8 protein-coding genes and 2 pseudogenes are annotated in these 13,814 nt (G+C 48.2%); 1 reads left to right on the plus strand and 9 read right to left on the minus strand.

The window, feature by feature from the left end; genetic code table 11:
* Positions 1-74: 74 nt before the first annotated feature.
* From clpX to DW965_RS20765, 9 genes and pseudogenes are all read right to left on the minus strand, one after another.
* Positions 75-1,510: pseudogene (clpX, locus tag DW965_RS03995) on the minus strand (ATP-dependent Clp protease ATP-binding subunit ClpX).
* Positions 1,511-1,735: 225 nt separating this feature from the next.
* Positions 1,736-3,457, minus strand: coding sequence for a trypsin-like peptidase domain-containing protein (locus DW965_RS04000; RefSeq protein WP_055219395.1), 1,722 nt, complete (start codon positions 3,455-3,457; stop codon positions 1,736-1,738).
* 145 nt (positions 3,458-3,602) lie between these two features.
* The gene (glmS, locus tag DW965_RS04005) at positions 3,603-5,429 is read right to left on the minus strand and encodes a glutamine--fructose-6-phosphate transaminase (isomerizing) (protein WP_118640232.1); all 1,827 of its coding nucleotides are present in this window, start codon (positions 5,427-5,429) and stop codon (positions 3,603-3,605) included.
* Positions 5,430-5,602: 173 nt separating this feature from the next.
* Positions 5,603-6,556 carry a glycosyltransferase family 2 protein gene (locus DW965_RS04010; protein ID WP_119198059.1) on the minus strand — a complete coding sequence of 318 codons (954 nt, stop codon included), beginning with the start codon at positions 6,554-6,556 and terminating at the stop codon, positions 5,603-5,605.
* Positions 6,557-6,578: 22 nt separating this feature from the next.
* Positions 6,579-7,775 carry an LCP family protein gene (locus DW965_RS04015; protein ID WP_119198060.1) on the minus strand — a complete coding sequence of 399 codons (1,197 nt, stop codon included), beginning with the start codon at positions 7,773-7,775 and terminating at the stop codon, positions 6,579-6,581.
* A gap of 18 nt (positions 7,776-7,793) precedes the next feature.
* A pseudogene (locus tag DW965_RS04020) lies at positions 7,794-9,202 on the minus strand (undecaprenyl-phosphate glucose phosphotransferase).
* A 150-nt stretch (positions 9,203-9,352) separates the two neighbouring features.
* Positions 9,353-10,327 carry a glycosyltransferase family 2 protein gene (locus DW965_RS04025; RefSeq protein ID WP_022462968.1) on the minus strand — a complete coding sequence of 325 codons (975 nt, stop codon included), beginning with the start codon at positions 10,325-10,327 and terminating at the stop codon, positions 9,353-9,355.
* Positions 10,315-11,295 carry a glycosyltransferase family 2 protein gene (locus DW965_RS20760; protein ID WP_330420883.1) on the minus strand — a complete coding sequence of 327 codons (981 nt, stop codon included), beginning with the start codon at positions 11,293-11,295 and terminating at the stop codon, positions 10,315-10,317. The genes DW965_RS04025 and DW965_RS20760 overlap by 13 nt, the downstream gene beginning before the upstream one ends.
* Positions 11,190-12,149: a glycosyltransferase gene (locus DW965_RS20765; protein WP_330420884.1), complete on the minus strand. Its 960-nt coding sequence runs from the start codon at positions 12,147-12,149 to the stop codon at positions 11,190-11,192. The genes DW965_RS20760 and DW965_RS20765 overlap by 106 nt, the downstream gene beginning before the upstream one ends.
* A gap of 251 nt (positions 12,150-12,400) precedes the next feature.
* Between DW965_RS20765 and DW965_RS04035 the strand changes: the two genes are divergently transcribed.
* Complete coding sequence (locus DW965_RS04035) at positions 12,401-13,708, plus strand: D-alanyl-D-alanine carboxypeptidase family protein (protein ID WP_118640230.1); 1,308 nt, start codon at positions 12,401-12,403, stop codon at positions 13,706-13,708.
* Positions 13,709-13,814: the final 106 nt, after the last annotated feature.

Genomic DNA, 13,814 nt, shown 5'->3' on the forward strand with positions numbered 1-13,814 from the left:
AACCCTCTCTTTCTTATCTCTTATTTCAAGAAAACGCCAGTTTCACGTCTGCTCCGCTGTGTTTTCCAGTTACCTTATTTCTGCTCTAACTTTGGAACTTCCTGACCGCGCAGGAGAATCGTCGGCCCGCCGGTCTTTTCAATATAGTCTTTTGTGATGATAACCTCTCCGATGCTGCTGTCCTTTGGAATCTCATACATGATATCCAGCATGAAATCCTCGATGATCGAACGGAGTGCTCTCGCACCGGTATCTTTTTCCAGCGCTTTTCTTGCAATAGAGCGAAGTGCATCATCATCAAATTCCAGTTTCACCTCGTCGAGTTCGAGCAGTCTCTTATACTGCTTCAGGATCGCATTTTTCGGTTCTTTTAAGATCTCGACCAGCATATCCTCATTGAGACTCTCCAGCGTAAATACGATCGGCAGACGGCCAAGGAACTCCGGCACCATACCGAAAGTCCGAAGGTCTTCTAAGGTCACCTGTGACAGCAGGTTCTTATCCCCATCATACTTGTCCTTCAGATCCGCCTGGAAGCCAATGGAAGCTGTCTTGTTCAGACGCTCCTTGATGATGTCCGTCAGATCCGGGAAGGCACCGCCGCAGATAAAGAGAATGTTTCTGGTATTGACGGTCTCGAGCGGAACCATCGCATTTTTGCTGTTGGCTCCCACCGGAACTTCGATATCGCTGCCCTCGAGGAGCTTCAGCATTCCCTGCTGTACGGCTTCTCCGCTGACGTCTCTCTGGTTTGTATTTTTCTTTTTCGCAATCTTGTCGATCTCGTCAATGAAGATGATACCGTGCTCCGCGCGCTCCACATCGTTGTCTGCGGCCGCTAAAAGCTTAGATACCACGCTTTCAATATCATCACCGATATAACCCGCTTCGGTAAGGGATGTGGCGTCCGTGATGGCAAGCGGCACATCTAAGAGGCGTGCCAGTGTCTGCACCAGATACGTTTTTCCGGAACCGGTCGGTCCGATCATCAGCATGTTGGATTTTTCGATCTCGATATTTCCGTCCTGCGGTGCAAAGACACGTTTGTAATGGTTGTAAACGGCAACCGACATGACTTTCTTTGCACGGTCCTGGCCGATGACGTATTCGTCAAGCATCGCCTTGATCCGGTGCGGCGGCGGAATGTCCTTGATGGAAAATTCTTTTGTTTTCTTCTTTTCTTCTTTTTTCTTTACCCGCTGCCGGTTCGGGATCTGGTTGGAAAGCCCGGAGAGATCGAGCATGCCGATATTCGGCATGTTGTTCATATTATTCATCATCTCATTGATCTGGCCCGGGTTCTGGTTCATGGCATCAAGCTCTTCTGCATGCAGTCCGGGCAGATATTGATGTTTCCCGGAAGGGTAATCATCTTTCCGGCTTTGCTCTCCGGTCTGCGGCACATGAAGCAGACTTTTTCATAGGTATCTTCTGTATGATGGTCAGAGCTTTTTGTTTCCGCCTTCGTTTCGTCCGCGGTACCGTCCACTCTGTCTTTCTCTTCTGACATGATTTTTCAAATTCCTTTCTGTAATAGATCGCTTGGTCTAGCTTGATTATAGCCCAAAAGCCATAGGGTCACAAGTAAAAACTTTCTTAAAAATTACCAACTTTTTTAAGAATTTTACAAATTCAAAAAATTATATCAAAAAATGCAGAAAAAGGCGGACAGCCAGGCGTTCATATTCCTGTGCTGTCCGTCTTTTTTCTCTTAGGAAATAGTTATTTCGAGTTTTTATCTGTTGCCAAACGGATTCTGAATACCCTGGTCATTCTGATCGGAGCTTCCGGTTCCATCGTTTGTGGTTCCGTTGCTGCTTCCGCTCGTCTGCGGCATATCTGCTGCAGAGCCAAGGGTCAACGTCAGTGTTACTTCTTTGTACTCACCGTTGTCCGCACGCTGTACGGTGACATCTACGGTCTCGCCTGCCGCATAATAGGTCAGTGTCTCTTTTAAGCCTTTGGCGTTCGAGATGCTTCTTCCATCAAACGTGGTGATAACATCGCCTTTCTTGAAGCCCGCATCGGCTGCCGGGCTGCCGTCCACAACGCTCATGATGCAGACACCGGTCGGAATACCGTAGTTCTGGGAAACATCTGCGCTGACATCCGCCATGTTGATTCCGATATAAGCGGCCTTATCATCGCTGACTTTGTATCTTGTTGTCAGGTTCATCAGGTTCTGCAGAATCGGCTCCGCTTTCGAAATCGGGATCGCAAAGCCCATGCCCTCGACCTGTGTGGAGCTGTATTTTGCTTCGTTAATGCCGATCAGTTCACCGTTCATGTTCAGAAGGGCGCCGCCGCTGTTTCCAGGGTTGATGGCTGCATCGGTCTGGATCAGTCCCTCAGAAGTAATCGTCTCGCCGGTACTCTCATCCTGACTGGAGATCGTACGGTCTTTTGCACTGATATATCCGCTCGTCAGGGACTGGCCGGTTCCCAGTGCATTTCCGATTGCCACAACCTGATCACCGACCTCAAGGTCATCGGAATTTCCCATCACGGCAATTTTGATCTGGCTCTTTGTCTCGTCCTTGATGTCGGAAAGTTTTACTGCAACAACAGCAAGGTCATTGTCCGCATCGGTACCTTTGATCTGGCCTTCTACCGTCTCATCGTCGATAAAGCTGACGGAAAGAGACGTCGCACCGCTGACAACGTGGTTGTTTGTCGCAATCAGGAGCTCATCGTCGTTCTGTCCGACAATAACTCCGGTTCCGCTTGCAGGAACTTCCTGGCTTGTGGTTCCGAAGAATGTCTCAACTTCTTCCACCGTTGTCGTAGAAATTGCTACCAGAGACGGCATCGCACTCGATGCAACATCTTTCACGGACATCTCGCCGGTTGCTTTTACGGTATCGGAGGTATCACTGCTGTCTGCTGCCGTTGTTGTGGTGGTCGTCGGAATTGTAACTTCCTGCTTCTGCTCTGTTGCTGTACCGATCACTTTCGTACCGACTGCTGCAGTCCCAATGAAAACACCGCCTGCCACGAGTCCGAAGCACGCTGCCATGGCAAGTGTCATGCCCCATTTTTTTGCGGCTGACATTGGTTTTTTCGCTTTCTTTTTGTGATCCTGCGGCTGCGTAACGGCAGAAAACTGTGGTTTTTCCTGCTTCGGAGCACTCTGTGTCTGTGACTGGTACTGATAATGTTCTGTCTTTGCAGAAGATGTCTGCTCTGCCTTTGCCTCCGACGGGTCCGGTTTTCCGGTGTAGGAAGCGCTGTTATTCTCCTCGCCGGTCTTTCCGCTGATTTTCGGATTCACCCAGCTGTAGGTTGTCGTTTTCTTTTCTTCCGCCTTCGGCGCTTCTGCGGTTTCCTGCGGTTTTTCCGTCTCTGCCGCGCTCTGCTCTGCTGTCGTTTCTGCTTTTACTTCTTCTGTATGCTCTGCAGCTTTGGTTTCCTCTGCTGCCTCACCATTTATTTCTTCTTTTTTGAATTCTTCACTCATGGCTGATCCCTCTTTCTCTTTTCTATCTCAGGCACCAATACACAGTGCTCTTATTTCTTTCTTTATTTTCTACTGCCTATTGTACGTTAGAATTGTGTTGAAACTGTGATAATTTTGAAAAAAGAGGAATTTTATGCTGCGGTTTTTATTCTACCGTAACCGATTTCGCCAAGTTTCTCGGTTTATCCACATCGAGGCCTCTGCCGATCGATACGTAGTAGCCAAAGAGCTGCAGCGGAATGATCGCCAGGGAGTTTGCAAAAATCGGATTTGTCTCCGGCAGGTAAACTACGTAGTCGGCTACTTTTTCCACTTCTGTATTGCCAACGGTCGTTACCGCCATGACAAACGCGCCTCGTGTCTTCACTTCCTGAATATTGCTGATCGTTTTCTTGTAGAGCTCCGGCTGAGTCAGCACAGCTACGACAAGGCGTCCGTCCTCAATCAGGGAAATGGTTCCGTGTTTCAGCTCACCGGCTGCATACGCCTCGGAGTGGATGTAGGAAATCTCTTTCAGCTTCAGGGAGCCCTCCATCGAGATTGCATAGTCGATGCCGCGTCCGATGAAAAAGACGTGTTCTGCCGCAAGATAACGGTTGGCAAAACGCTGTACGTTCTCCTTGTGGGACAGCAGCAGGGAAATCTGCTCCGGCAGGCGCTCAAGGCTCTGGATCATCGCATCGAAGTCATTCTGCGAAACGGTTCCGCGTACTTTGGCAAACTTCATCGCCAGAAGGTACTGCGCGATAAGCTGTGTGCTGTACGCTTTCGTTGTCGCAACAGCGATCTCCGGACCGGCCCAGGTGTACATGACATTGTCTGCCTCTCTTGCAATCGAACTTCCAACTACGTTTACGATGCCAAGGGTACGCACGCCCTTTTCTTTTGCAAGGCGGAGAGCCGCGAGGGTATCGGCCGTCTCACCCGACTGGCTGACGATGACCACGAGCGTATTTTCCTGCAGAATCGGATCACGGTAGCGGAATTCGCTTGCCAGATCTACCTCAACCGGGATTCTTGCCAGCTTTTCGAAGACGTATTTTGCGGTTACACCGGTGTGGTATGCAGAACCGCAGGCAACGATAAAGATTTTGCGGATCGCGCGGATCTCCTCATCGGTCATGCCGAGTTCTTCGATCACAACATCACCGTTCTTAATACGCGGCGTCAGGGTATCTTTTACGGCTTTTGGCTGCTCATGCATCTCTTTCAGCATGAAATGCTCATAGCCGCCTTTTTCTGCCGCATTCATATCCCAGTCGATGTGGGTTGCCTCTTTCTCCAGCTCCTCCTCGTCAATATTGTAGAAGTGAAGGCCATCGCGGGTCAGTTTCACGATCTCCTCATTTTCCAGAAAATAGACATCTCTTGTATATTTCAGGACAGCCGGAACATCGGATGCAATCAGGTTTCCGCTCTTACTTGTACCAACGATCAGCGGGCTGTCTTTACGGACCGCATACACCTCATCCGGATGGTCGCGGAACAGGATACCCAGTGCATACGATCCCTCCATGCGGTGCATAACCTTTGTGATCGTTGCAAGCGGATCGCCGTTATAATAGTAATCCAGCATATGGGCAATTACCTCGGTATCTGTCTCCGAAAGGAACTCATATCCTTTGGACATCAGTTTTTTCTTTAATTTCAGATAATTCTCAATAATTCCATTGTGTACAACGACAATCGAGTGGTCTTTATTGAAATGCGGATGTGCATTCAGATCGGAAGGTGCCCCATGCGTTGCCCATCTCGTATGTCCGATTCCTACGGTACCCGGAAGTGTCGCTCCATTTTGTGTCATTTCCTCAAGCACCTTCAGACGGCCCATTGCTTTCTGCATCTGAATTTTGTTTCCATCGTATACAGCAATTCCGGCCGAATCGTATCCGCGGTACTCCAGCTTTGACAATCCGTCCAGCAGCACCGGGGCAGCCTGGCAGGTTCCAATATATCCAACAATTCCACACATAGATTTTTTCCTCCTAACAGCAAAAGGCGGCACCCTTGTTCTGTTTTCAGGTTATGCCGCCTTCTAATTTCTTGTTCTTTACTTTTTTACCACGCTGCTCCGTTCTCTGTCAACCTTATGGAGCATTTCGTATTTACTTACAAAATCTTTTTATTTTTGTTTTTTACTTTCACTTATCTTCTATTTCGTTTTTTTCTTATCTTTCCGTGATATTCCCACCACGTTTTGTTTGAGGTACACCAGCGGATCACACCGTCCGGAAGGCTTTTGTATCGTTTTCCGAGGAAGTATCCCACATATTTGAATCCGCTTTGAAAAAATAACGTGACGAGCAGCCACGGCTTATGAATTTTGCAGACGTAGGATGCCGATTTTTTCACCATACGGATTCCCTCACCCTCAGACGGATACGCATCAAAGATCTCCGGATGCTGTGCCTGGGATACACCGAGGTCGAAATTGCGGTGAAGCTGTGCCATGCAGCCGTAATTGTGGGAATGTACCACCTTCGCATCTGCCGCATAGGCAATCGCATAGCCCGCCTGCACAAGATGCCCGGCATAGATCATATCTTCGTTAAACAAGGTGCTTTCTACAAATCCACCCAGCTCTTCATATGTCCTGCGGTCATACATTGCACAGACATTGGAGCAGAAAAAAGTCTTAACACCAAGTTTTGGCAGATCACCGGCATCCTTGATATCACTCTCCTCCGGATAGTTAAAGCCTCTCGTAAACCGTTCCAGTGTACGGCAGTCATCCCGCGGAAGCTGCCGCGCATAGGCCGCCTTCACATGCGGCAGTGAAAATTTTTCCACCAGATGTTCCACGCACGCATTATCGTACGGCATGGCATCCTGGGTCATAAAAAGTAGAAGATCCGCATCTGAACTTTCTGCCATCTCCCTTCTCGTTCCGCCGTGGTCGAACTCGCTCGGCTGAATATGCTCCACCATAATCTTGTCTGAAAGCTGCTCCCACGCCGGATTCCAGAACTTTTTCCCCGTATTCACGACCCGGATCGAACGGATCGGGTAAGTCTGTTTTAAAAGGCGGGGCAGAAGTTCTGCGAACTCCTGCCCTGGTTTATACGTTGGTATCATGACATCAACGGTATATTGACTCATCTTGTCGTATTCTCCCTGTATTTTAATCTCCTGCTACCACAGAATCTGTTGCAGCGCCCGGTCCCTGATTCAGTACATACTCAATCATATCATCATCGTAGCCGCTCTCTCTTGCAATATAGTCACTGTACTCTATCACGGCTGCAGATGGATCATAGCTCATCGCCGGATACAGATAAGCGTGCAGTTCCTTTACATTGTGTTCCAGTGTAACCGGAATTACGACATCAACGCCAAGTGCGCTTTCTACATTTTCTCCATAACACAGCTGGAACGGATATGCATAAGATGTTCCCATTTTGTACGTTACTGCATGCATGCCAAGCTCCAGAATTTCGTTTTTGGTAAGGCTGGTGCTGACATTTCCCATCACTTTATCCAGAATCTCCGGAATCTTGGTCGGATTCTGTTTAATCTTCTGTACCATGAGATTGATGACGATTCGCTGACGGCTCGTACGTTTCGCATCATCACCGCCGCCATAACGGATCCGCGCATAGGAGGTAGCAAGCGCACCGCTGACATGACGTACTTCGCTGTAATCATCCCCAAGGTCCTCATCATACGGAATAGCTTCATACTCTACGCCCTGTGCTTCCGATACCTCTCTGTTGTAGTTGTTTGCATGAACACACTCTGCATTTGTCATCTCGATGTCGAGACCGCCCAGGACATCAATCGCATCGGCGAGTGCCTTGAAGTTTACGGTAACGTAATCGGTCAGTGCAAAGTCAAGGTTTGTATTCAGCATGGAGAGCATACTCTCCGGGCCGCCGCGGTTGTATGCGGAATTGGCTTTGTCAAACTCATAATATTCATCGGTATATTTCGCCATATTCATCCAGGTGTCACGCATAATCGACACCATACGGATTTCCTGCTTGTCATGATCAATACAACAGAGAATAATCGTGTCACTGTTCATGCTTTCTGCCAGCTCGGAGCCTTCCACACCTCTGGCATCCACGCCGACCAGCGCGATGACCTGTGTACCGGACATCTGTGAGAGATCGGTATTTGCCTTTACTTCACTGTTGATCTGAATCTGGGAGCTGTCCAGCGTATCCTGATTCATCTTATCCATCGAACGGTTGATCCATGCGTAGACGAACAGAATTCCGGAAAGAATCAGCAGAACGGTGATTTCAATTCCGAAAATTATTTTTCTGCGGCGCATTTTTTTGTATTTTCTGCTCTTTTTGTAATTCTTCTTCGACATCTCTTTTCCCCTTATCTTTTAGTAAGCGTTTTTATTCACAAATCCTTTGAAAAAGGTCAGGAACAGAATTTTAAAATCAAGTCCCAGCGTCCAGTTTTCAATATAATACAGATCACAGTCAATACGCTTGCGGATAGAAGTATCCCCCCGGTATCCATTCACCTGCGCCCATCCCGTAAGACCGGGACGCACCTGATGTTTTACCATATAACGCGGGATCTCCTCCCGGAATTTTTCCACAAAGAAAGGTCGCTCCGGCCGCGGTCCGACCAGGCTCATATCTCCTTTTAAGATGTTAAAGAGCTGTGGAAGCTCATCAATGCTGGTATGGCGCATGAATTTTCCAAATCCCGTCACACGCGGGTCATTCTTCACGGTCCATGCCTTCTTTTCTTTCTCCTCCGTCTGAACTTCCATCGAACGGAACTTGTACATTTCAAACGGTTTGTTGTGCAGTCCGACGCGTGTCTGACGGTAGATCAGCGGACCCGGTGAGGTCAGCTTGATCATGATGCAGGAAAACAGCATCACCGGTGAGAACAGAATGATCGCCACGAGCGCGCCGAAAATATCCACAATCCGTTTCAGCATCGCGTTGAACGTGTTGGAAAGCGGCACATAGCGGATATTGACGACAGGAAGTCCCTGCAGGTCTTCTGTGTACGGCTTTGTCGGAATGATGTTGTGGTAATCCGGCACAAACTGGGTATGTACGCCGGATTTTTCACACATGGCAACGATCTCCTCCAGGCGGAAGTATTCGTTCAGTCCAAGGGTAATGGCAATTTCATCCAGTTTGTTTTCCGGCAGAATGACTGAAAGATTGTTGATTCTTCCAAGAACCTTGATACCGCGGTACATCGTTCCCGCTTTGACATGGTCATCGAGGATTCCGCGGACGAGATAGCCCCACTCCGGGTTTGCAATGATCCGGTCAATGTATTCCTCGGTCGCACGGCTGTAGCCGACCATCAGAATCTGCTTCTGGTTGCGGCCGTGTTTCCACATATTGCTTAAGATATAGTGGATCAGATTTCTTACGATCGTTCCAGTGTCACATTCAGCACAAAGAAGATGCAGAGCATACCACGGGAAAAGTGAACCTGGCGCACCATGTAAAGGCTGGCCAGCCAGACCAGAAATCCAACCGTATTCGCTTTTAAGATATTGGCAAATTCCAGACGTCTTCCCTGAAAACGCTTGGATGCATAGAGATTGAATGCATAGTAAAGCAGCAGATAGCCGGGCACGATATAGAGCAGTGCCATCATATACGTCGCCGGCGGCAGAATTCCCCTCTCCGGATGATTATTCATAACGCCCAGCCGCACATAGCAGTACCAGGACAGTACATAGGAAAGTGCGAGCACCAGGGCATCGATCAGAACGTGCATCCGGTCAAAATATTTCTGATTATCGTTGATCAAATTCGTTCACCTTATCTGTTTTTTTCGGGATTTAAAAATTCCCTACCCCTAACTATACAATAAGTTCCAAAAAAGAGCAATCATATTTTTCTAACATTCTTCTTATTTCCGTAAACTTTTTAACTTTTTCGTAATCTTTTGAAAGAATCCTTATGCCCTCTCCAGAAATCTCCGGAACACATTGATAAAAAGCTCCCATTCGATGACAAAATACGTGCCGAGGCGCTTCCACTCGAAACGGATCTTTTTTGCTCTGTTTTCCGGCTTCCGGCAGATGAAAAAACCATTCTTGATTCCTGCCAGATATTCTTTTCCGTATCCCTTCGATGCAAAAAAGACCAGTTTTGCCGAAAAACCGAGGATAAAGACCGGCAGGTTAAGCAAAATCTGTAAAACCGGCATATTTTTATAGATCAGATAAATATTGTTCCTGGAAGAATAACGGATTTTAAAGAGGTTATACCGGGAGCCGCTCGTTCCGCTTCCGACGTGGTAAACCTTCGCGGACGGCTCATACCAGTTCTCGTAGCCCAAAAGCCGCGCACGATAGCCGATGTCGGTATCTTCCAGATAAGCGAAATGTTCTTCGTCAAAAAGTCCGGTCTTTTCCAGAAATTCCCGGCGGTAGATCGCTGCTCCGGCGCAGGCCGCAAAAATCCGGTCGGACGTTTCAAATTCACTGACCGGTTTTCCTTTTCCTCTTGCGAATGCCCATCCCAGCATATTATAGTAATTTCCCGCATCGTCGATTTTATCACGCTCCTGATAGGAAATCAGCTTTGCGCTGCATGCAAACGCATTCTTTCTTTTACAGATTCCCTCATAAAGGCGCTCGACAAAGTCCGGGAACACTTCGGTGTCGTTGTTTAAAAGGATCACATACGGCTCCTTCGACCGGCGGATGCCTTCGTTGACCGCACGGCTGAAGCCATAGTTATCATCGAGCTGGATGATTTTCGTCTCCGGGTAGTGTTCCCGCAGAAACGCACAGCTCTCATCCTGTGAACCATTGTCCACGAAATATGTGGTAAATTCCGTAAAGGTCTGCTTTGCAAGCGCTGCAAAGCACGTCTCCAGATACCGGTATCCATTATAATTTGGTATTACAACTGCTACTTTATCCATGGTTTTACTCCCCTGCCGTCGGCACGCAGTCCATAGTTCCACGATGCCAGCGTTAAATTTGGATTGTAGCAGGGATCTCCTGCCTTTAACAGCCCAATCCAGCGGCTGCGCATAAATTCGATTTCCGACTGGAAGCGGCGCACCTTCTTCTCGTCATCCTCTGCTCCCCTGGATTTCGATTCATAATGGTACAACTCCACGTGCGGATTGTATACGATTTTATAACCTGCTTTTCCAATGCGCAGGCACAGATCAACATCATTGAAAGCGACGGACAGTTCTTCTTCAAAGCCGCCGACCTCCTCAAAGACCTCTTTTTTCATCATCATGCACGCTGCTGTCACCGCACTCACATTCATCTGGAGCGATGCCTTATGCAGATAGCCGCTTCTTCCGCGCGCCAGTCCTAAAAAGGCGTGGCCCGCAATGCCGCCTATCCCGATGATAATGCCGGCATGCTGCACCGTGTTGTCCGGATAATACAGCTTCGCGCCGACCGCCCCGATCTGCGGTCTCTGCAGATTGGACACCATCTTTTCCATAAAATCGGGTGTGATGATTTCCATATCGTTATTGAGAAACAGGAGATACTCTCCCTTTGCCTCTTTGACGCCGAAATTATTGATCGCAGAATAGTTAAAGCCCTGTTTTGGATACTTCAGGACACGGATGCCCTGTGCTTCGAGTTCTTTGTAATAGGAAAACGTTGCTTCCTCAGTGCTGTTGTTCTCAATAATCAGAATCTCATAGGATGGATACATGCACTTCTTCTTAATGGATTCCAGACAGGTGCGTAACGTATCGGCCTGATCCTTGTTCGGGATCAGAATCGAAACCAGAGGCGTTCCCTGCAGTTTATAATCTACATCGTAGAAGCCATAATCCGAACGCAGTGTGACGGTTCCCTCTTCGCCGCAGCGCGCAAGGTTTCCCTCAATTGCCTTTTTTCCGGCCTCATACGCGTACAGCTTGCTTGCCGGATTGTCTGCGGTGGAAGCGCTGTGGACCCTCCAGTGATATAAAACTCTCGGAATGTGTACAATTTTTCCCGCCATTTCCGTGCAGCGGAAGATATAATCATAATCCTGCGCCCCATTGTATTCCGGACGAGGCCGCCGGTTTTCTCCGCAATCTCCCGCCGTACAACGAAGAAATGGCAGATATAATTGTTTGACCGCAGCAGATCCAGATTGAAATCCGGTTTGAAATGCGGCTGGAAATACTCGGACAGATCGGTCCGTACCTTGTCCTCATCGGTATAAAAAGCATCGATGGACGGATCTTTTTCCAGACGGATGGCAATTTCAAAGAGTGCATCCGGCGCAAGCAGATCGTCGTGATCCATAAAACCGACGAAATTTCCCGCTGCTGCGGCAAGCGCTGCATTTGTATTCTCTGCAATGCCGATATTTTCCGGAATCGGAACGTTCTTTACGCGCGGATCTTTTCCGGTATACTCTTTCAGGATGCGCGCCATAGTCTCATCCTCCGGGCTGGCATTTCCGATCACCAGTTCCCAGTTTTCATAACTCTGTTTTTCCAGGGATTCGATCATCTGACGCAGAAAAATTTCCGGCGTACGGTAAGCCGGAACAACAACGCTGATCTTCGGACAATAAGAAAATTTATGATTTTTCTGACACGCCAGGTCCTCCTCTTTTGCGCAGTACTGCTCCCGCCACGGTCCGTACGGAACCTCCTCCGGCTCCATCCTCTCCGAAAGACGGATCAGGAATTCCTTTGGGCCATAATGTTTCAGGTAACGCAGTCCCTTCTGTATGTTGTAAGGTTTCAATTTCCGTATAAAACGGAGCCATTTCATATCTGACACTTTTTTTAACTCCTTGGGGTTTTTGTTTTTCAGGTTTTTTGTTTTTTCCGTATGAACTCGTTCGCATTATACTCTATTTTACTGCATTTTGCAAATCCCGACTGAAAATATTAAGAAATTATGTGTTTCTTCCCTGCTCGCTTTATGTTATAATAATAAAAGTGTGTCTAATACATTTTAGAGAGATCCGCTGCCCGGACAGTCTTATGCAGCTGTACCCGCTGGATCAGAAGGAGTGAGTTATGATTAGAAAGAATTCTGCAGCCCGCACATTTTTATGCCTGTTGCTTGCTTTTGTTTTTGCCGCGTCCTGCCTCCCGCAGACGATTTTTGCCACAACCGATAAAAAAACAGTCACCACCTGGCCCGAAGGACCGGAAAACAATTCCGGCGCTGTCTGTTTACTCGATGCCGATACTGGTGCTGTTTTATACGATAAAAACATGGACGAGCAGCGCTATCCTGCCAGCATCACCAAGATTCTGACGGCTCTGCTGATCATTGAAAACAAGCAGATGACCGACACCGTTACCTTCGGCGAACATGCTGTCAGCGAATCCATTCCGGGAAATGCCCGCATCAACGTTCAGCTTGGCGAAACGATCACAGTGGAGGATGCTCTTCACGCGATTCTTCTTGCCTCGGCAAATGAGGTCTGCACACAGCTTGCCATCGACATTGCCGGAAGCGAGGAAGGTTTCGCCGCCATGATGAACGAACGCGCCGCTGCACTTGGTTGCACGAATACCCATTTTGTCAATGCAAACGGTCTGCCAGATCCGAACCACTACACCAGTGCACACGATATGGCACTCATTATGCAGGAGTGCATCAAAAACGAGACCTTCTGCCGCATCGAGTCCGATCTGACCTACACAATTCAGCCGACCAATATGACCTCGACACCGCGTGATCTTCAGAACCACCACGCATTGCTGTTCCAGGACGGTCAGTGGGGATACAAGGGTGCTTTCGCCGGAAAGACCGGTTATACCGATGAGGCACACAACACACTCGTTACCGCTGCCAAGCGAGGCAATATGACGCTGGTCTGCGTTGTTTTAACCTGTGATAACCTCGATTATATCAACGATACCCGTACCGTACTTGATTTCGGTTATGATAATTTTACACATTATACCCTGAAGAACGCAAAAAAGGAAAGTCTTTCCGGTGTGGTAACGCTTCCAAAGAATGCGAAAATTGAAACTGCAACCTACACCGATCCGGACGGCGCTTCCGTTGAGGAACCGTACACCCGCCAGTATTTTTTCGATGATCACTTCATCGGAACAGCCGAGGTTTCCGCTCCATGTACTGTTTCCGACAGTTCTTCGGTTTCCTCCGATTCATCAGAAGAAACCGACAGCACAGATATTCCAACACCGGAAGAAACCAAGAAAATTTCTTTTCTCTCCACACTGCTCTATATTCTGCTTGGCCTGAACGGTGTCGCTTTTCTGATTCTGATCATTGTCGTGATCAACAACGCGAGAAAGAGACGGAAACGCAGAAACAGACGCCGCAATAACCGAAACAAACGGCACTGATCTTCTAATTTATAAGCAATCAGGACCTCCCGTCCAACGGGTGATCCTGATTCAAGAGTTCGACGGAAGTCGAACTTTCCTATAAGAAGTAAAGAATGGCATCGAA

Source organism: Blautia sp. AM47-4 (assembly GCF_003479865.1).
GTDB classification, from domain to species: domain Bacteria; phylum Bacillota; class Clostridia; order Lachnospirales; family Lachnospiraceae; genus Fusicatenibacter; species Fusicatenibacter saccharivorans.